The sequence below is a fragment of the Candidatus Pelagibacter sp. PS_34 genome (genome assembly GCF_059417845.1).
The window spans coordinates 422,587-441,780 of the sequence record NZ_CM182068.1 but is presented as its reverse complement, the minus strand read 5'-3'; the positions used below and the strand labels follow the sequence as shown (position 1 = coordinate 441,780).

Sequence of the window (19,194 nt, the reverse complement as noted above, 5' to 3'; positions counted from 1 at the left end):
TTTGAATTTTATTAAAGTAACTAGTTATATTTTAAAATAATTTCCAAATAATGCAATTTAAGAAAAATTTCACGGAAATAAGTTTAATAAAAACTTATCGTTTAGTTTGTGATGATTAATAAATCAACTTGAGGTAGCAACAAAAGCTACCTTTAACAAATATTATTTAAAATAAATTTATAAATATAAAATGCTATTTTTTTTATCAGCTTCACTCATAGCGAGTTTCATAACTCAATATTGCGAAACCTCTAATCAGATGTCTAGGTAATGGAATTAGTTAATATTAAATCTGTCTTTAATTGCATAAAACCATACCGCTAATCTAAAATAAAACGTTCTTAACTGGGGGAAGATAAATTTTTTAGGTAATCCTTTATAAATTTTTGAAATATCTAACTCTTTACTGTTTGATAATACTAACTTAGACAATTGTTTACCGGTCCAAGGAGCAGCACTCACTCCAACCCCATTATAACCAAATCCATAATAAATCTCTTCATTATCAATTTTACCAATAGAAGGAGTTAATTTTTGAGATAAAGCAATTAATCCTCGCCAATTATAATCAATATTAATATCTTTCCATTTAGGAAAAATATCTTTTAAGAATTTTTCCATTTTCTTAGACATATTTAAATTAGATTGATCGCTGCCACTTAAATCCCCTCTAGTGCCAAATAAAATTCGGTTGTCAGGTAACTTTCGATAATAATATAAAAGATTTTTAGTATTAGCTATTGGAGAAAATGTTTTAAAATTATGTTGGTCAATTTCTTGCTCGGTTAAGGGTTGGGTGACAATAATATTTGAAATTACTGGTAAAATTCTTGAATTCATCTCTGGGATTAAGCCTTCTTGATAGAACCCATTTGTTGCAACAACTATTTTTTTTGATCGAATAGATCCTTCTTTCGTCCTTAAAATATAAGCACCATTCTCTTTATCAATTTTATCCACTTTAGTGTGCTCGAAGATTTTTAATTGTTTAGATAAAGCATATTTTGCAATGCCATTAACAAATTTAAGAGGATTGATTGCAAAACCAGGTTTATAAGAAAAAGCTCCAAATTGCTCTGTGCCACCATGGCCAATTTTATCAAAGTCTTCTTTTGAATAAATCTCAGTTTCAATGCCAAACTCTTCTCTGTAAGCTGTAGCTTGTTCTTGAATATCTTTAAACTTATTTGGATGATGGGCGACTACGTAATTACTATCCCCCGTTACATCACAATCAATATTATATTCTTGTATAATATCTTTTGTATAATTTGAACCTTCAACAGAGTTTTTAAAGAACTTTTTAGTTTCATCATTGCCGTAAATAGATTGCATCTTTTTAAAAGACATCTTACTTGGCGGTAGAGAACAGAAACCTGCATTACGAGATGAAGCCCCCCAACCTATTTTTCCAGCTTCAACTAAAATGACATCTAAATTATGATTTTCTATTAAATTAATTGCACAGGATAAACCAGTGTACCCTCCACCTATTACAACAATTTCTGAACTGATATCTTTATTAAGTTTATCTAGATTTAAATTTTCACTTGAATGATCTTCCCAATAACTACTAACTGGGGTGTTAAATTGATAAATATCAGAATGATAAATATTTTTCATTAACAAGACCCTAGCACGCAATTAATACTTAATTCTAGTCAAACTTCTAATTTTTTAGGATTTGAAATGAACTTAAAAGACTCAAGCCCTATTTTTCATAGGGCTTGAGTTAGATTGGTTAAGCAGCACTTACTCTTTGCTCTATGTGCTCTTTATTATTAGAACTTGAAGAAACCTTTTGAAACAATTTAATAGGAACTCCTTTTGATAAAATATCTAATACCGGGCAATGTGTATTTACCGTATCAATCAATTTATCTATTTCAGCTTTTGGTGATGAAGATTTAATATCAACAGTACCAGAGATGGATTGAAAGCCAGGTCTAGTGTTTTTATTTAAAGCTAAAAAACCCTGAAGATCTAATTCACCTTTTAATTTAACACTAACACTCTCAATATTAATACCCGCTGCTGTAGCAAATGCTTTATAGGTTATCTCCTGACACGTTGCTAACGCTGCTAATATTAACTCTACTGGGCTCGGACCTTCGTCTTTACCACCAAAACTTTTGGGTTCATCAACAACTAATTTATGCTCTCTAAGAGTGACTACAGATTGAAGTCCTTCCTTAAGAATTGAATTGCTTTCATATTGGACCACAGCATTTTTTGGGTTGGCTGTAAAATCCTTCTGTAGATTACTTATTGTTTCTTTTAGATTGTTACTCATTTTTTTTCTCCTGTTTTAGTGCTTCGACATATGTCAGGCGCACAATTTAGTTAAATGCCCTTCTTAATTTATTTACGCTTTGTCTCCATATTCAGTCATATGTTTTGGAATTCTTTTATTTTTTCCATACATAAAATGATTTTCCATGTTCTCTCGATATTTACTTGCTGGAACAGTTAAACCAATAGATTCAGCAACTTCCCTAATCAACATTGGGTTTGCTCCACAGCATACTCCAAGGTAATTAATACCTAGCTCATAAGCATCTTTTGCAAATTTACCTATTTCATATCTATTACAAAAGTGTGGGTCCAATGCTGTTGGAAACGTTCTTCCATGAGGTGATGGACACTGACAATTACTTCTGTCCGGTAGATTAAAAAATGTTGGGTAATCTTCACTGGTTCTATAAGGAATAGGTAAAGCTCCAACATGACATTTAACTGCTTTTCTAATTTCTTTTAAAAAAGGAAACATGGTAGCAGGTCCTCTAAAACAATTTAAACCAACAACATCAGCCCCTAATTGCTCTAGCTCTTTACAGGTATCAACAACGGATTTTCCATCTCTCATTTTATTTTCACCCATTGGAGATATGGTTAATACAGTTGGTAAACCTGTTTTTTTCATAACTTCTAAAGCTTTAAAAGCTTCTTCAGCATAATAAAAAGTTTCACCAATTAACATATCAGCACCTTCTTCAACGGCCCAACCAATCATCTCTGTAAACATTCCTTCAACTTCTTTTTGAGATTGTGGATCATTATGTTTCCAGATATTTGAATTTGAAATATTACCTGCCATCAAATTTGGTTTTGATCCTTTAGGAGTATCTAGTGCTACTTTTTTAGCAATTTTTAATGCTGAACGATTTAGTGGTTCAAGAAGTTCTTCTTTACCAATAACACGCATTTTTTCTCTGTGTCCATTATAAGTAAAGGCCTCAACTACATCAGATCCTGCATGTTGAAATTCTCTATGTAAATTTTCTAAAACTTCAGGATGATCTAATGACACCATTGGAACAAATTCCCCTGATGACATGTAGCCACGTCTTTCTATCTCAAATAAAAAACCTTCTGCGCATATAACAGGTCCTTTATCTAATCTTTCTTTTAATTTATTTGTGCTCATTTTTTTTCCTCTTGTTTTGGAGAAAAAAGGTCACAAAATAATAAGAGGTTATATTCATAGGCCTCTTTTCTCCTTTTTAGTGCTTAAGCAAATGCAGGGCGCACAATATGGTTCAACTGCCCGGTTTAATTTTATGAAAGATAAAAAAAAACCACCTGTCTAAAGCGGTGGTTGAAGCGTCGCTTTAGCAGGATTTATAACGCGCTCTGCAATTTAACTTAAATCAGCGCACCTAAATATAATCAACTTTCTCTCAAACTGTCAATTGAAAAAATAAATAATAGTTAAAATTATGAGAATAATGACAATCCAAATACTAAGATTAGTTAAAAACTGCTTTAATTTAGAATTAGATTGTAGAAAAGCTGGGAGTACTAATAAGAGTATCCCTAGCATATAAACAAAGGGTAATATCTGATCTGCCATTTATATCGATGATAGCTTCATCTTTTTTGAATACTTTTTCTGAGGTGAATTTTTTATAACTGCTTGAGCACAACGCATGACCCCTCTTTTTTTATCAAAGGTCATTTTGGGTTCACCATACAATTTCCATCCATTGGATATGGCCTCCGTTACACGATGGCAAAATTCTGAAGTGTCGTCACTTGTAATAAATCTATAACCTTTCATAATCAGACCTTAACAAGTCCTAAATCATGTGTCTATGTTCAGTTTATTATTATTATTTTAAGTCTTTATGCTTCTACAGTCATTACTAATTTAATGAATAGCCAGCTGATCTTACGGTTCTAATTAATTCTTTAAATCCATCAATATTAATACTTTGTCTAAGTCTTCTTATATGAACATCAACTGTTCTTGTTTCAACATTGATATTATCAGACCAAACATTCTCTAGAATTTGATCTCTTGAGTAAACACGTTTAGGGTTTTTAATAAAAAAATTGATTAAATCATATTCCTTGGGTCCCAAATGAATTTCTTTGTTTTTTCTAAAAACACGTCGTGTTAATCTATCCACCTTAAGGTCTTCGAATTCAACAATATCAGAAACTAATGAGGGCTTAGATCTTCGAAGTAGCGCTTTTATTCTTGCAAGTAATTCTGGGAAACTAAAGGGTTTGGTGATGTAATCATCTGCACCAGAGTTTAACCCTTTAATCTTATCTTCATCCTCACCCTTAGCAGTAAGCATTATGATTGGAATTTCTTTAAATTTTTTTTCTTTTTTTAAAATTTTACAAATTTCTACACCCGAGAAATCGGGTAACATCCAATCTAATAAAACAAGATCAGGTAATATTCTTTTAATTTCTTCAATACCGTCATTGCCATTGTCTGAAAAAGAAACCTTATAACCTTCTTTTTCAAGATTATATTTAACAAGAGTGATAATGGGTTGTTCATCTTCAACGATATGAATACTAATACTCATTAGTTTGGATCAAAATCTTTACCTTTAGGTCTTGCACCTTCTATATGCTCACCTTCAATCAGATAAAATATAGCTTCAGCAATATTAGTGATGTGATCCCCCACTCTTTCAATATTTTTAGTTACAAACAGTAAGTGCGTTGCAAGATCTAGATTTTTTTTATCTTCACTTAAAAATTTTGCAACTTCGTTCATTGCGATATGGGTTAAATCATCAACTTTTTCATCGGTTTTCCAAATCTTAATCGCATCTGTTTTTGACTGGTTAAGGTAAGCGTCTAAAACATCTTTTAATTGTGTTTGAACCAAACTACCTAATCTTTTTAAACTAGTAACTAATTCTTCAGGAAGATTATGTGGTAATGGTTTTATTTTTTTAGCCACACTTTTTGCTAAATCACCAATACGCTCAAGATCACTTGAAATTTTTAATGTTGAAATAGTTAACCTTAGATCAATTGCCATTGGAGCTCGTTTAACAAGTACGGTTACGATTTGTTCTTCAATGATTGCTCTTAACTCATTAATTTTTTCATCATTTTTAATTATTTTATCTGCGGCATCTTTATCAACTTTGATAATAGCTTCCATTGAGTCTGAGAGTTGACTTTCAACTAAGCTACCCATTTTAATTAAGTTATCATTTAAACTTTGTAATTCATCCTCGTAGGATTTAACAATATGTGTAATATCTGACATGATTAACCAAACCTCCCTGTAATATAATCCTGGGTCATTTTATTTCCAGGGTTTTTAAATATTTTCTCTGTTGTATCCACTTCAATTATTTTTCCTAAATGGAAAAAGCCAGTTCTTTGAGAAACTCTTACAGCTTGGGACATTGAATGAGTAACAATGACTATTGTATAACTTTTTTTAAGTTCATCAATTAATTCTTCAATTTTAGCAGTGGCAATAGGATCTAGTGCTGAGCATGGTTCATCCATTAAAATAACTTGAGGATTTACTGATATGGCTCTTGCAATACATAATCTTTGCTGCTGACCTCCAGATAAACCTGTGCCTGCTTCATTTAACCTGTCTTTAACTTCGTTCCATAAAGCTGCTTTTTTTAAACTATTCTCAACAATTTCATCCATATCTGTTTTATTTTCTGCTAAACCATGAATGGTTGGTCCATAAGAAATATTATCATAAATACTTTTTGGAAAAGGATTGGGTTTTTGAAAAACCATACCAATTTTCTCTCGAAGTCCTACAACATCCAGATTTTTGTCAATGATCTCTTCATCATCTATTGTAATTGATCCTTCAACTTTACAAATATCAATAACATCATTCATTCTGTTTATGCATCTTATGAAGGTTGATTTTCCACATCCAGAAGGACCGATTAAAGCTGTAACTTCTTTGTCATAGATATCCAAATCTACATCAAAGAGCGCTTGTTTTTCTCCATAATGCACATTTAAATTACTGCTTTTAATTTTTATTTTACTATCTGTCATTACCACTTCCTTTCAAATTTTTGTCTTAAATAAACTGCTATAAAATTTAACGTAATCAAAAAACTTAAAAGAACCATTATGGTTGCTGAAGTTTTTTCTACAAACCCTCTTTCTGCTTGTTCTGACCATAAATAAACTTGTACTGGTAATGATGCCGATGGATCTGTTGGAATTGATGGAATATCAACTACAAAAGCGACCATACCAATCAATATCAAAGGTGCTGTTTCTCCTAAAGCTTGCGCTAATCCAATAATAGTTCCTGACAAAGTTCCAGGAATTGCAAGAGGTACCACATGATGCATAACAGATTGAACTTTAGAGGCACCAATTGCAAGAGCCCCCTCTCTTATTGAAGGAGGTACAGCTTTTAGTGATGCTCTACATGGAATAATAATTCTTGGTAAAGTCATTAACGCTAAAGTAATCCCCGCAACTAATGGAGTTGATCTTGGTAAATTGAATGTAGCAAGTAAAATACCCAAACCTAACAATCCAAAAACAATTGAAGGTACTGCTGCTAAGTTATTAATATTAATTTCTATAAAATCAGTAATTTTATTTTTTGGAGCAAACTCTTCTAAATAAATAGAAGCTGCAATAGCGATTGGAAAAGATAATAATAAAGTTATTACAATAGTAAAAAAAGAACCAACCAATGCACCTCCAATACCCGCTAATTCTGGATTTCTAGAATCTCCTTTGGTAAATAAATATGAGTTAAATATTTTATCAACTTTACCTTCATTAACTAATTCATCATAAAGATTTAATTGAAAATCACTAATTCTTCTTCTCTCTTCTGGAAGATGTCTTGGATAATTACCTTTGTGTAATTGATCAAAATCATCAGAAGCTGTTAATTTCAAAACTTTTGTTTGGTTTATAAAACTTGGATTGTTAATTAAGAAAGCTCTAATTTCGTATTCATAATCTGGGCTAAATAAATTAATTAATGATTTTTCTTCATCTAAACCATCAACTGATTTTACATTAAGAATATTATCTATAGATAGATCATAATAATCTGCATTTTCTAAATCGTCTTTAGTAGACTGTTGACTTAATTCTAAGGTGTCTGCATCAAAATTTACCTCAACATCGATTGTTGTTTTTAAAAAAGCACCACTGCCCTTTGAAAAGATAGCGTTTAATAAAAAGAATACAAAAAAAATCGCAAGCAAAATAGAAGCTAAGCCATAAAGCCTAAATCGCTTTTCCGCATTATGTCTTTTTTTTAATCGCTGTTCTTTATTCATATTTTTCTCTGTATTTTTTAACAAATCTTAAAGCGATGTAGTTTAGAATTAGTGTTGCAAAAAAAAGGGTTAAACCTAATGCAAATGCAGATTGAGTTTTTGGACTATCAAACTCTTGGTCACCAACTAATAACATTACTATTTGAGTGGTGATTGTTGTGGTCGACTCAAGTGGGTTAATGGTTAAGTTTGCTGCTAATCCTGCCGCCATAACAACAATCATAGTTTCACCAATAGCTCTTGAAACTGCCAGTAAAACTGAACCAACAATTCCAGGTAAAGCTGCTGGTATGACAACTTTTTTAATAGTTTCTGATTTTGTTGCACCAATTGCATAAGATCCATCTCTTAAAGATTGAGGAACGGCATTAATTACATCGTCTGATAAAGAAGAAACGTAAGGAATAATCATCACACCCATGACTAACCCTGCTGCAAGAGCACTTTCAGATGAAACTTCAAGACCAAGTTTTTCACCAAACTCTCTAAAAAAAGGACCAACCGTAAGTGCTGCAAAAAATCCATAAACTACTGTTGGAATTCCAGCAAGAATTTCAATGATTGGTTTAGAATATTTTCTAACTTTTGAACTTGCGTACTCTGCCATATAAATTCCTGAAAATAATCCAATTGGCACTGCTACGCACATTGCAATTAAAGCTATAAAAGCAGTTCCAGCAAATAATGGCACAGAACCAAAAGCTCCTTTTAAATTTTCATACTCTAAAGCTGTAATTGCCGAGGCGTCACTAACAAAGGCTCTTTGCGGGCTCCAAGACATTCCAAATAAAAAATCAAAAATATTAATTGCAGTAAAAAATTTAATACTTTCAAATAATAGGGAAAAAATAATTCCCATCGTGGTTAGGATTGCAACTAATGAACAAGCAAAAAGTAATCCTGTTAAAATTTTTTCAACATCGTGTCTTGCTTTATTATTTTTTGAAATTCTAATAATTCCGTATGAGATGGTTATGATAAAAGTTGATAATAATAAAACAATTTTTGAATTTTGTGCAATTCTGTAAAAAGATTTGTAGTTTTTAACACCTAACTTAATTTCTTCAGTTAAAGTTCCTGAGAAATTTCCTTCATACAAAGATCTAATTTTTTGATAAATTAAATTAACTTCATCTGCTGAATAATTAGCTAGGTTGTTTTGAATTAAAGTTTGTGAAATTAAAAATTTAATAATGGTTGGTTCAAATATGGACCACAATAATAATATAACTAAAGCCGGTATGGCACACCATAAGGCCAGATAATAACCATAATAATTTGGCAGTGCATTAATCTTAATAGATTGAGTGGATGTTATTTCTTTAATTCTTGATCGGCCATACAAAAATGAAACATAACTAAAAATTGTAACTAACAATAAAATTATAATATTCATTGCCAAGATATTATGATTTTAATGTTACAGTTTTGTTACAATTTTAAACCACAAATTGTATCAATAAAAAAAGCCAGAAGTTAATTCTGGCCTTTATTTTAATTTAAGAAACTTTAATTAATTAGTCTTAATAGTCTTTAATTCAACAGCAGATAATCTAACTGCATCATATTTTTCTTTTGCTAAAGGTACTAAACCGATCTCAGCCAAATAACCTCTTTCACCCATTGCTTTTTTTGAAGTAAAATCTTTTAAAAATTCGCCAATACCTGGAACCACTCCAATATGTGCTTTTTTTACATAAAAGAATAAAGGTCTAGCTATTGGATATGAGTAATCTTGAATACCTTCAAGACTAGGTTTAACTCCTTCGATTGCAGCAGCTTTTACCTTATCTTTGTTACCAACTAAATAGCTAAAACCAAAAAAGCCATATGCATCTGGGTTAGATACGAGTTTTTGTATAATTAAAGTATCATTTTCACCCGCTTCAACTGCATAACCATCTTCTCTCATTTTAGTACATTCGCTACTAGCTTTATCACCAAAAAGTGCTTTTGCCTCTTTAGAACAACCTTTGCCCATTACTAATGAATTCCAAGCATCTCTCGTACCTGATGTTGGTGGAGCAATAAGAATTTCTATCTTTTTAGAAGGAAGTGATGGATCAATGTCACTCCATTGTTTGTATGGATTTGCAACTAATTTTCCATCTACATCTACTTCATTCGCTAAAGCTCTCCATAATTGTTCTTTAGTAAAATTTGAATCTGGAGAATTTGCTGACTGTGCAAATGAAATACCATCATTACCAACAATAACTTCAATAATTTCAGTTACTCCATTTTTAACACATAAATCAATTTCTTTAGATTTTATAGCTCTTGATGCGTTAGTGATATCGGGATGATTAACACCAACACCGGCACAAAATAATTTCATTCCACCACCTGTTCCAGTACTTTCAATTACAGGTGTTTTAAATTTTCCAGTTTTACCAAAATTTTCAGCAACTACTGTCGCATATGGATATACTGTAGACGATCCTACTATTTTGATTTGATCTCTTGCTTGGGCATTTGATGAAAACATCAAAACTGTCAAGATTGATAAGATTAATTTAACATTTTTCATTTCTATTTTTTCCTTTGTTTATTTATATTTGCTAATTTAGAATTTCTTTGTTTCAATTTTATTACAAGTTTATGAAACTTTTATGACAATGATGTTTTATTATTATAAATTTTAGGCTTTTGGAAATTCAATAGTAAATTCAGTACCTTTTCCATCTGTACTAATAATATCCATAGTTGCACGATGTTGATTTACTATATGTTTAACAATAGCTAAACCTAAACCTGTTCCTCCTCCATCTTTACTTCTTGCAGGATCTACTCTGAAAAAACGCTCAGTGATTCGTGATATATATTTTTTAGGAATTCCTACACCCTGGTCTTTAATGGAAAATAAAAAAGTATTTTTTTTATTAACTAAAGATATTTTAATGACAGTATCACTATCGCTATACTTGCAAGCATTATCAATTAAATTAGTAAAAATTTCTATCAACCTACTTCTGTCACCTAACATTTTGTAAACATCGTCTTCAATATTGCTTTCTATTTTTATCTTTTTTTTCTTAATCAATTCTAAATTTAATTTAATGACATGATTGATTATTTCTTTTAAGTCTACTTCAATAGTGGGTCGAACATGTTCTTGTAATTCAATTTTTGATAATGAAAGCAAATCATTAATCAAACTTTCCATTCGTTCACTTTGTTGAAGCATAATAGGTAGAAACTGCTTTTGAACTTCAAAATCTTTTGCAGCATGACCTTCATTTATGGTCTCCAATCCTAATTTAATTGACTGCAGCGGTGTTCTTAACTCATGAGAAACATTGGCTACAAAATCTGATTTAAATTGTTGGGTCTTGTATATTTCAGTTAAATCTTTTAAAAATATTATTACGGACTGTCCATCCTTAATTTCACTTAAAGGTATGGGAATAATATTTGCTTTATAAAATTGGAAAACAGGTAGTTTAATTTCTACATCTAAAATTTGTGAACTTTGCTTTTCAATTGCAAGATCTATACTTTCTAATAATTTAGCATCTCTTAGAATTAACGAAATATTTTTTTCAACAATATCGTTACCAAATCTAGCAATTGCACTTTTGTTTGCAAAAAAAACATTTTTAAATTTATCAAGAGAAATAACCTGATCCATCATCTCATCAAGGAATATCATTTTTTGATCTTTTATTTTAATATCAGAGCTCATAATTTTAAAACCAGAGGTAGTATTATAACTCTAAAAATAAATTTGTAATTAATAATTAATTATATAGAAAGTTTTAATGACTCTTACATTGTTTTATACAATCGTCGGCTTTGCTTTAGCGGGGTACAGTGTTATTGCAAATGACTCAATTCAAACATTGGGAACTTTTATCGCGTCAAAACAAAAATGGTTTAAATGGTACACTCTTGCTAGTGCAGCATCATTTGTAATGATACTTGCTATTACTTGGGGCTGGTACAGTAATAATGGAGATATCTCTTACGGTAGATTGACAAGAATACCTTTCCAAGAAATACAATGGTACCACGCTGTGGCACCAGGAATACTTCTTGTATTAACAAGAGTTGGAATACCTGTTTCAACAACCTTCTTAGTTTTATCAGCTTTTGCATCAACGGTGGTGCTTGAGAAGATGCTTATGAAAAGTGTTGTCGGCTATGGTTTAGCTGCAACGGCTGCTTATATTTGCTGGGTCGTTATTTCAAAATTTATTAATGAAAAACTAGATGAAGTTGAAGACAAATGGATTGGCTTTTGGCGTAACTCTGTTTGGGTAACTTCTGCTTGGTTATGGTGGGTTTGGTTATCTCATGATGTAGCTAACATTGCAGTTTATCTTCCAAGACAAATTGATGTTAACTTATTATTAATTGTACTAGCTTACTTTACAGCACTACTTTTTTATATCTTCTACATTCATGGTGGAACTATTCAAAAGGTTGTCTTAGAGAAAACTGGCACAAGGTACGCAAGATCAGCAACCATAATCAATATTATTTATGCTGCGGTTCTTTATTATTTTAAAGAACTTAATGACTTACCAATGTCAACAACTTGGGTGTTTGTTGGACTATTGTGTGGAAGAGAATTAGCAATCGCATCAATGAATAGTGATTATAAATTCAAATATGTGTTTCCACTAATTGGTAAAGACTTTCTTAAAATGACTATAGGATTGACGGTGTCAGTTGCAATTGTACTTGCAATTCACTACATCATTATTCCTAACAATTGGTTTTAAGGAAGTAAGACATAACATTGTAATTATTAGCTCTAAGCATTTAATTTATTGCTTAGGGCTTAATAATTTAATCTAAGCTGAGCAATTCAAGTATTAGCTATTTAAGCTTAAACCGTGAACAGAGAAATTTAAAGATAAGGTAATTAAATTTACCAAGACCGTAGAAATTAGGTGCAGATTTTTTAGTCTTTAATTTTTTAGCTTTTTTCTTCTTCATAACTGATTTGGTTTTGTGTTTCGTTTGAATGTTTAAGATTATAGCAATCTGTGCAAAGTAAGATCACCTCTGGTCCTGAGCTTACTTGTGTTAAGATGGCTGTATCATCTCCACACTCACTGCACCCTGATAAACGTTTTTTCATTTATGTTTTTTGCGGGTAATTTCATTAATTCTATCAATATAATTTTTAATCTCAGGGTTATCTTGAGCTTTATTATCTTGCTTAGGGTTTTTCTTCCTTTGGTAATAATAATAGATAGGCATAACAACAGATAAGGCAACAATAATAATTGCTAATATAATTTCAGAAGTTGTAACCATTTAATATTTAATGACAGGCTTGATTGAATTTTTTAAGTCTCCAATAATTATAAGGCCATGGTGTTAAAAATCCCGCAGTTAACATAATAGGTACCACCCACCAAGTTAGCATCGCTCCACCAGTTAAAAAATAATCTGTAGCGTTCATAGAAATTTCCATACTAACCATTGAGATGAAACTCATTCCACAGGCGGTCTTTAAAGCATTAATTAATTTAAAATTTTGTCTCATTAAAATAAAAGTTTCAAGCATAATGCTAGTTAATAAACCATTTATGATTGCTAAAGTCATAATGCCCAATACTGGAAAAGGAATTTTACTTAATTGAAAAAATAGTATGGTTCCAAAGTCACCAATTGCACAGCCGATAACACACCACATCGTATTCTTAGCACTTTTTCGCCACGTGTGTTTACACGACCAATGAAATGTGTCTGTTGCCATTTAATTTATTTACTTAAATTTATTTGATGTTTGTAATAATCATCTGGCCAAAAACTTTTAATGTAGGCTAAAACTGAATCTATATCTTTGTCATTTAATTTATCTCCAAAGGCACCCATTTTTCCTTCATAGTCACTAATTATTCCAACTAAACCATATTTAATAATTTTATGTAATGTCTCATCATCATGATGCCAAGTGTGACCTGTACCATTTAAAGGCGGCGCTTTTCTATGGCCGTCTTCATCAACGCCCTTCCAATTTTCAGCACCTGATAAATTAACTTGATGACAGCTTGCACAATTATTTTGGTAGGCAATTTTACCTCTAGCAATCATTAATTCAGAATCTCTCGTGATTGGATAATGATTATCAGAATAAGAAATGCTGCTTAATGATATAAGTAGAGTTAAAATTAGAAGTATTTTTTTCATAACTATTAAATTTATATATTAAAAATTGTTAGATTAATCTTATATTTTTTTAAGACTGATTGATTATAGTCCTTAATAATGAACAATTTTTTCTTATTTATTGTCACACTTTTTTGCTGGTCCCCTACTTGGTATGTCATCAAGTTTCAATTGGGTTACGTTGATCCATTAGTATCGGTGTTTTATAGATTTTTGATAGCTGCAATAGTTATTTTTGTTTATTTAATTTATAAGAAGAAAAATCTTAAGTTTTCTTTAAATCAACATCTTTGGTTTTTACTCTTTGGTGTTTGTCTTTACTCTTTAAATTACGTTTTCTTTTATCTATCAAACACTTATTTAATAAGCGCATTTCCAGCAGTTGTCTTTTCAACGGTGGTTATTATGAATATTTTAGGAGAAGGCTTTTACTTTAAAAAGAAACCTTCTTTAAAAACTTTACTTGGTGCAACTATTGGAATGATTGGAATTATAATTATTTTCAATGATGAGATTTTCAATTTCAGCTTTGCTAATGGAACCCATGTTGGATTATTTTTAGCCTTACTTGGTACATTTAGTGCATCAACAGGTAACATGGTTCACCAAAGAAACTTAAATAATAACTTCTCATTAATACCAACACTTGCGTATTCAATGCTTTATGGATCATTAGTTACTCTATTAATCACTCAGATAAAAGGCACTGAATTATTATTTGAATATAGCTTCAGTTACATCGCATCCCTTGCTTATCTATCTATTATTGGCTCGATATTTGCTTTTATCTTTTACTTAAGATTATTAGAAAAAGTTGGAGCTGGTCGAGCGGGTTATGTAGGAGTTGTAATGCCTGTACTTGCTTTATTAATCTCAACAATATTTGAAAACTTAGAATGGCAACAAGATTTAATAATAGGTTTACCTATTTTAATAATTGGAGCAGTGCTCGTTATTAATCAAAAAATTAAACCAATAAAATAATTCTTAAGAATTTTTTATTTATTACATTTACCAATAGAACCTAGTAAACATTTAGTTCCATCAATCCAAACTGCGTTATTAAGATTAGCGCCTTCAAAAGTAGCATTTAAAATATTAGCACCCATTAAATCTGCTTCAAAAAGATTACTGTTAGTAAAGTTAGTCTCAATTAATGAAGCTCCTTTAAAGTTTACTCTTGTTAAATTAGCACTTGAAAAGTTAGCTTTCTCAAAAATACCCCCTTCAAGATTTGCTTCATATAAATTCGTTCTAATAAAAGAAGATTCTACAAAATTACCATTAGCTAATGTTGCATTCATCATTACCCCTTTATCAAAGGTAACTTTAATAAAACTAATAAAAGATAGATTAGAGTTTGGTATATAGGCTCTACTTAGATCTTGGCCTTCTGAGAATTGACAATTAGAATAATCCACTCCATCAACTGGTGCATCATCACAACCTGCTTTAGCACCATTAGATAACCATAAACTTAGAACTAAAATGGCAAAAAGCTTGCTTATAAAGCCTGCTCTTATTAATTTTATCATGTCAAATGCTAACAAATCATAGATTGAGAGTCTTCTATTAATTTAATTATAGGTAAAATTAAGCCACTATTTATCGTTTAGGAAAGCCTTCTACTGTATAAAAATTTCTTATCTTCTTTAGAGATACATAATAAGCGCTATCTCTAAATGATTTTTTAATTTGTTTTTTAGCATTATAAATTTCAATAAATGCATTTCTCATACTGTCTTCTAGACCTGAAAAAGCTAAATCTTCTTCGTCCGCTCCATGAATAATTTTTTTAATAGTATCAAAATCAGTTTTAGTATTAGTTTTTTTATCTATCAAATCAATAATGTCTAATATTTTTTGTTCTTGAAATCTTTTTTCAACTCTACCAAAACGTATATGAGAAATATCTTTTACCCACTCAAAATAAGAAACCACAACACCCCCTGCATTGACATAGATATCAGGAATAATCATAACGCCTTTTTCAAATAATTTTTGATCCGCCTCAAATGAAATGGGTCCATTAGCAGCCTCAATTATTAATTTCGTTTTAATTTTATCTACATTATCAATGGTGATTGCATTTTCTAATGCAGCTGGAATTAAAATATCACAATCTAATTCTAAAAGTTCACTTGGATTGTTTTTAAATTTTCCAAGTTTAGGATTATTGATAGTTTTATTTGTCTTATAAAATTCAATTAGTGCATTTATATCAATGCCTTTTTTATTATATAAATAACCATCAAACTCTCCTATGGCTATAATCTTTGCATTATCTCTATTATATAAATGTTTGGCTAAATTACTTCCAACATTACCAAAACCTTGAACTATAATTTCATTATCCTTTAATTCATTTTTCAATCTTGCTTCTTTAACAACATCTTCATGCCTAAATATTTCTCTAACTACTTCTTCAATACCTCTACCGGTAGCCTCAGTTCTGCCAGCAATACCTCCTCTGTGTAAGGGTTTACCTGTTACGCAACCTCTATAATTTATATCATCTGGTTTAAGTGTTTTATAAGTCTCTAAAATCCATTCCATTTCTCTTTCAGACGTTCCAACATCTGGAGCTGGAACATTTAATGCTGGAGAAATAAAACCTTTATTAATTAGTTTACTAGCAAACGCTTTAGTAATTTCTCTAAGTTGGGGCATGGTGTAATTCTTAGGGTTAATCTTTAAACCCCCTTTAGCACCTCCAAAAGGAATATTAACTATTGCACATTTGTAAGTCATCAAAGATGCTAGAGCTTCTGTATCATCTTGATCAACCGTTTCTGAATATCTTAGCCCACCTTTAGTAGGAAGAATGTGCTCTGAGTGAACGGCTCTCCATCCAGTAAAATTATTAATTTTACCGTCTAGGACAACACCTACATTTACTTTAATTAATGAATGAATAGATTTTAAATGTTCAAGTAAATCATCACTAAAATTTAGTAATTTAGCTGATTTATCTACATGTAAATTAACGTTATCTTTAAAGCTCATTAATAATTATTATATCTTTAATTTATTTTTTTCCAATAACCATAAACACAACGTGTGCCCCGTCTTGAACAATCATATGTATCATGCAAGACACCCTCTTTAACAACAGTTATGTGTTTTGAGCAAGATACAATTAACGTCCCACTTGGAAGTTCATCTTTTTTTAAATGAACTTTACAACCCTGTCCAATAAACATTGTCGGCGTCCACTGCCACCCAAGTTTTTCAAGATATTTTTTAACCACCACCCTATGAGTGCCTGATCTTGGGCTATCATTTTTTTGTTTTAAACTTCTAGCAAGTTTTGTTCTTGATGTAGTTCTAAATTCTTCATTTGCCTTATAAAGATCATCATAAATTTTTTGATAAGGAAGATTTGTTACAATTGCAATAGATCTAACTACACAGTCTCCAGCTTTACCTTTATATCCAGCCGCAGCTCTACCACCATCATTGATTTCTAGTTCTAAATTGCTACTTGAAAATAATCTTTTAAAGAAATTCACGATTTAGTTTTATGATCTAAGATCTCGATCATACACTGAGTTGCGTATTCACGCCATTCACTAGCGGTTTTGCCTTTAAGACTATCAAGCTGTTGTTTATTACTATTAATACTTTCTTGGTATTTAACTTTATCTGTTTCTTCTAGATTTTTTTCCATGTTAGTAAGATTGGTTTCCATGGCACTAATCCAATCATTACCAAGTTCAACACATTTAACATCATCTTTCTCATCACAAACTTGCTTGAAGAAATTGAAAATAACATCATCTGTTTTAATCTCTTTGCTCATCTTATCTGCCAAAAATACCTAATTTAACATCATAATCAACTGCAATTCCGTAATCAGGATCATCATCACTATCAACTACTAATTGGCCTGCTCTACTTAATAATCTATGACAATCTTTAGTTAAATGTCTTAATTTAACTTTTTTTCCAAAACTATTATATTTGTCAGCAATGTCTTCAATGGCTTTTAATGCTGATTGATCAATTACTTTTGATCCTGCAAAATCTATAATAATTACTTCAGGATCTTCTTCTGGTTTAAATAATTCTAAAAAGCTATCCGTTGAACTAAAAAATAATGGTCCTTCTATTTCATAAACCTTAGCACCTTTTTCTCTAACAGATGGTCTCTCTATGGCTCTAATTCTTGATGCAGATTTCCAGGCAAAAACTAATGCTGATACAATTACTCCGACAATTACAGCAACAGCTAAATCCTCTAAAACAGTTACAACAGTTACAAGGACAATTACTAACGCATCACTCTTTGGTACAAAAAATAATATCTTTAATGAGTTCCAAGCAAAGGTTCCAATCACTACCATAAACATTACACCAACAAGTGCTGCAATTGGGATCATCTCAATATAGTTTGATGTATATAAAATAAAAATTAATAGAAATAATGCTGCAGCTATTCCTGCAATTCTTGTTCTACCACCTGATTTTACATTAATCATGGATTGACCGATCATCGCACATCCACCCATACCCCCAAAAAAACCAGTAACTGTATTTGCAAAGCCTTGTGCTAAGCATTCCTGACTAGCCCCACCTCTTTTATTGGTAATTTCACCAACTAAGTTAAGAGTTAACAGGCTTTCAATTAAGCCAATGGCTGACAATATAAATGCATAAGGGAAAATGATCTTTAAAGTTTCAAAGTTTAAAGGAACACTTGGAATTGAAAATATTGGTAATCCTCCTTTAACACTTGCAAGATCTCCAACACTTGGAATATCAATCTTTAATGCTAAAACTAAAATTGAAGTAACCAAAATTGCAGCGAGTGTTGCTGGAACCGCTTTAGTAATCTTTGGTAATAACCAAATGATTAACATGGTTAAAACAACGAACCCTACTGAATAATATAAAGTGTTTCCTGAAATCCATTCTAATTGCCCCATTGCATTAAGAGTTTTAAACTGACTAAGTTGTGAAATACCAATAACAATTGCAAGGCCATTAACAAAACCTAACATTACTGGTTGTGGTACCATTCTAATAAATTTTCCAAGCTTAAAGACACCCGCTAATAATTGTAAAATTCCCATTAAAACTACGGTTGCAAACAAATATTGTGCACCGTGATCCATAACAAGGGACACCATAACAACAGCTAAAGCACCAGTTGCTCCTGAAATCATTCCAGGTCTTCCACCAAACACAGCAGTAATTAAACCAACAATAAAAGCTGCATAAAGTCCTGATAAGGGTGCAACTCCTGCAACAAAAGCAAAGGCAATAGCTTCAGGGACTAACGCTAAAGCAACTGTTAAACCAGATAAAACTTCAATTCTAAATAAAGAAAAGGATGCCCCTTCCTTTGGAATATAATTTTGTGAGTTAAAGCCAATAGATTTAGCAAATGATGAGAGTGTGGTTTTAATCAATGTGTTTAAATTTTAATTATTTATAAGTAGGCGTGTTATCTATTTAGTAAAGCAAGCAGTTGATAAAGTCTAGTTTCAATTAATACGTGTTAACAAATTTG

At 31.1% G+C, this 19,194-nt stretch carries 22 protein-coding genes and 2 riboswitches; of the genes, 2 read left to right on the top strand and 20 right to left on the bottom strand.

The features are described from left to right. Positions 1-276: 276 nt before the first annotated feature. From AC5SL3_RS02330 to AC5SL3_RS02280, 11 genes are all read right to left on the bottom strand, one after another. Positions 277-1,623: an NAD(P)/FAD-dependent oxidoreductase gene (locus AC5SL3_RS02330; RefSeq protein ID WP_494578584.1), complete on the bottom strand. Its 1,347-nt coding sequence runs from the start codon at positions 1,621-1,623 to the stop codon at positions 277-279. Positions 1,624-1,741: 118 nt separating this feature from the next. Continuing rightward, the gene (locus tag AC5SL3_RS02325) at positions 1,742-2,293 is read right to left on the bottom strand and encodes an OsmC family protein (protein WP_494573553.1); all 552 of its coding nucleotides are present in this window, start codon (positions 2,291-2,293) and stop codon (positions 1,742-1,744) included. A gap of 4 nt (positions 2,294-2,297) precedes the next feature. Next, positions 2,298-2,362: riboswitch (SAM riboswitch) on the bottom strand. A gap of 3 nt (positions 2,363-2,365) precedes the next feature. After that, positions 2,366-3,427, bottom strand: a complete 1,062-nt coding sequence (locus AC5SL3_RS02320) for a homocysteine S-methyltransferase family protein (RefSeq protein WP_494578583.1) — start codon at positions 3,425-3,427, stop codon at positions 2,366-2,368. A gap of 66 nt (positions 3,428-3,493) precedes the next feature. Beyond that, positions 3,494-3,558, bottom strand: a riboswitch (SAM riboswitch). A 295-nt stretch (positions 3,559-3,853) separates the two neighbouring features. Further along, positions 3,854-4,060, bottom strand: coding sequence for a DUF1737 domain-containing protein (locus AC5SL3_RS02315; RefSeq protein ID WP_006996714.1), 207 nt, complete (start codon positions 4,058-4,060; stop codon positions 3,854-3,856). Positions 4,061-4,145: 85 nt separating this feature from the next. Further along, the gene (phoB, locus tag AC5SL3_RS02310) at positions 4,146-4,826 is read right to left on the bottom strand and encodes a phosphate regulon transcriptional regulator PhoB (protein ID WP_494578582.1); all 681 of its coding nucleotides are present in this window, start codon (positions 4,824-4,826) and stop codon (positions 4,146-4,148) included. Continuing rightward, entirely contained in the window at positions 4,826-5,524 is a 699-nt protein-coding gene (phoU, locus tag AC5SL3_RS02305) for a phosphate signaling complex protein PhoU (protein ID WP_494578580.1), read from the bottom strand. Before phoU ends, phoB begins: the two co-directional genes overlap by 1 nt. 2 nt (positions 5,525-5,526) lie before the next feature. Continuing rightward, the gene (gene pstB, locus AC5SL3_RS02300) at positions 5,527-6,294 is read right to left on the bottom strand and encodes a phosphate ABC transporter ATP-binding protein PstB (protein WP_494578579.1); all 768 of its coding nucleotides are present in this window, start codon (positions 6,292-6,294) and stop codon (positions 5,527-5,529) included. Beyond that, a complete protein-coding gene (gene pstA / locus AC5SL3_RS02295; protein WP_494578578.1) occupies positions 6,294-7,553 on the bottom strand; it encodes a phosphate ABC transporter permease PstA in 1,260 nt (419 codons plus the stop codon). Before pstA ends, pstB begins: the two co-directional genes overlap by 1 nt. Beyond that, positions 7,546-8,949, bottom strand: a complete 1,404-nt coding sequence (pstC, locus tag AC5SL3_RS02290) for a phosphate ABC transporter permease subunit PstC (protein WP_494578576.1) — start codon at positions 8,947-8,949, stop codon at positions 7,546-7,548. Before pstC ends, pstA begins: the two co-directional genes overlap by 8 nt. Before the next feature lie 117 nt (positions 8,950-9,066). Then, positions 9,067-10,083, bottom strand: a complete 1,017-nt coding sequence (locus tag AC5SL3_RS02285; protein ID WP_494578574.1) for a substrate-binding domain-containing protein — start codon at positions 10,081-10,083, stop codon at positions 9,067-9,069. Positions 10,084-10,194: 111 nt separating this feature from the next. Next, a complete protein-coding gene (locus AC5SL3_RS02280) occupies positions 10,195-11,238 on the bottom strand; it encodes an ATP-binding protein (protein ID WP_494578573.1) in 1,044 nt (347 codons plus the stop codon). Between the two features lie 76 nt (positions 11,239-11,314). On the opposite strand from AC5SL3_RS02280, the gene AC5SL3_RS02275 reads away from it, so the two are divergent. Beyond that, positions 11,315-12,280 (top strand): hypothetical protein, encoded by a 966-nt coding sequence (locus AC5SL3_RS02275; RefSeq protein ID WP_020169522.1) that lies wholly within the window; start codon positions 11,315-11,317, stop codon positions 12,278-12,280. 197 nt (positions 12,281-12,477) lie between these two features. Here AC5SL3_RS02275 and AC5SL3_RS02270 read toward each other — a convergent pair whose 3' ends face one another. From AC5SL3_RS02270 to AC5SL3_RS02255, 4 genes are read right to left on the bottom strand one after another with little or no spacing between them, the layout of a single operon-like run. Beyond that, on the bottom strand, positions 12,478-12,642 hold the full coding sequence (locus tag AC5SL3_RS02270) for a hypothetical protein (protein WP_020169523.1): 165 nt from the start codon (positions 12,640-12,642) through the stop codon (positions 12,478-12,480). Further along, on the bottom strand, positions 12,639-12,821 hold the full coding sequence (locus AC5SL3_RS02265) for a hypothetical protein (protein WP_494578570.1): 183 nt from the start codon (positions 12,819-12,821) through the stop codon (positions 12,639-12,641). The genes AC5SL3_RS02270 and AC5SL3_RS02265 overlap by 4 nt, the downstream gene beginning before the upstream one ends. A gap of 7 nt (positions 12,822-12,828) precedes the next feature. After that, positions 12,829-13,266 carry a DUF4396 domain-containing protein gene (locus AC5SL3_RS02260; RefSeq protein ID WP_018414244.1) on the bottom strand — a complete coding sequence of 146 codons (438 nt, stop codon included), beginning with the start codon at positions 13,264-13,266 and terminating at the stop codon, positions 12,829-12,831. 5 nt (positions 13,267-13,271) lie between these two features. Further along, positions 13,272-13,700, bottom strand: a complete 429-nt coding sequence (locus AC5SL3_RS02255; protein ID WP_494578569.1) for a c-type cytochrome — start codon at positions 13,698-13,700, stop codon at positions 13,272-13,274. A gap of 78 nt (positions 13,701-13,778) precedes the next feature. Between AC5SL3_RS02255 and AC5SL3_RS02250 the strand changes: the two genes are divergently transcribed. Beyond that, positions 13,779-14,663: a DMT family transporter gene (locus AC5SL3_RS02250; RefSeq protein ID WP_011282202.1), complete on the top strand. Its 885-nt coding sequence runs from the start codon at positions 13,779-13,781 to the stop codon at positions 14,661-14,663. Positions 14,664-14,677: 14 nt separating this feature from the next. Here the strand turns inward: AC5SL3_RS02250 and AC5SL3_RS02245 are convergent, their stop codons facing one another. From AC5SL3_RS02245 to AC5SL3_RS02225, 5 genes are all read right to left on the bottom strand, one after another. After that, positions 14,678-15,214 carry a pentapeptide repeat-containing protein gene (locus tag AC5SL3_RS02245; RefSeq protein ID WP_494578567.1) on the bottom strand — a complete coding sequence of 179 codons (537 nt, stop codon included), beginning with the start codon at positions 15,212-15,214 and terminating at the stop codon, positions 14,678-14,680. A 70-nt stretch (positions 15,215-15,284) separates the two neighbouring features. Beyond that, entirely contained in the window at positions 15,285-16,685 is a 1,401-nt protein-coding gene (locus AC5SL3_RS02240) for a Glu/Leu/Phe/Val family dehydrogenase (protein ID WP_494578565.1), read from the bottom strand. A gap of 17 nt (positions 16,686-16,702) precedes the next feature. Then, positions 16,703-17,191, bottom strand: a complete 489-nt coding sequence (locus tag AC5SL3_RS02235; RefSeq protein WP_494578564.1) for a hypothetical protein — start codon at positions 17,189-17,191, stop codon at positions 16,703-16,705. Continuing rightward, on the bottom strand, positions 17,188-17,481 hold the full coding sequence (locus AC5SL3_RS02230) for a hypothetical protein (protein ID WP_494578562.1): 294 nt from the start codon (positions 17,479-17,481) through the stop codon (positions 17,188-17,190). The genes AC5SL3_RS02235 and AC5SL3_RS02230 overlap by 4 nt, the downstream gene beginning before the upstream one ends. Position 17,482: 1 nt before the next feature. Then, the gene (locus tag AC5SL3_RS02225; RefSeq protein ID WP_494577190.1) at positions 17,483-19,093 is read right to left on the bottom strand and encodes a SulP family inorganic anion transporter; all 1,611 of its coding nucleotides are present in this window, start codon (positions 19,091-19,093) and stop codon (positions 17,483-17,485) included. Positions 19,094-19,194 lie beyond the last annotated feature (101 nt).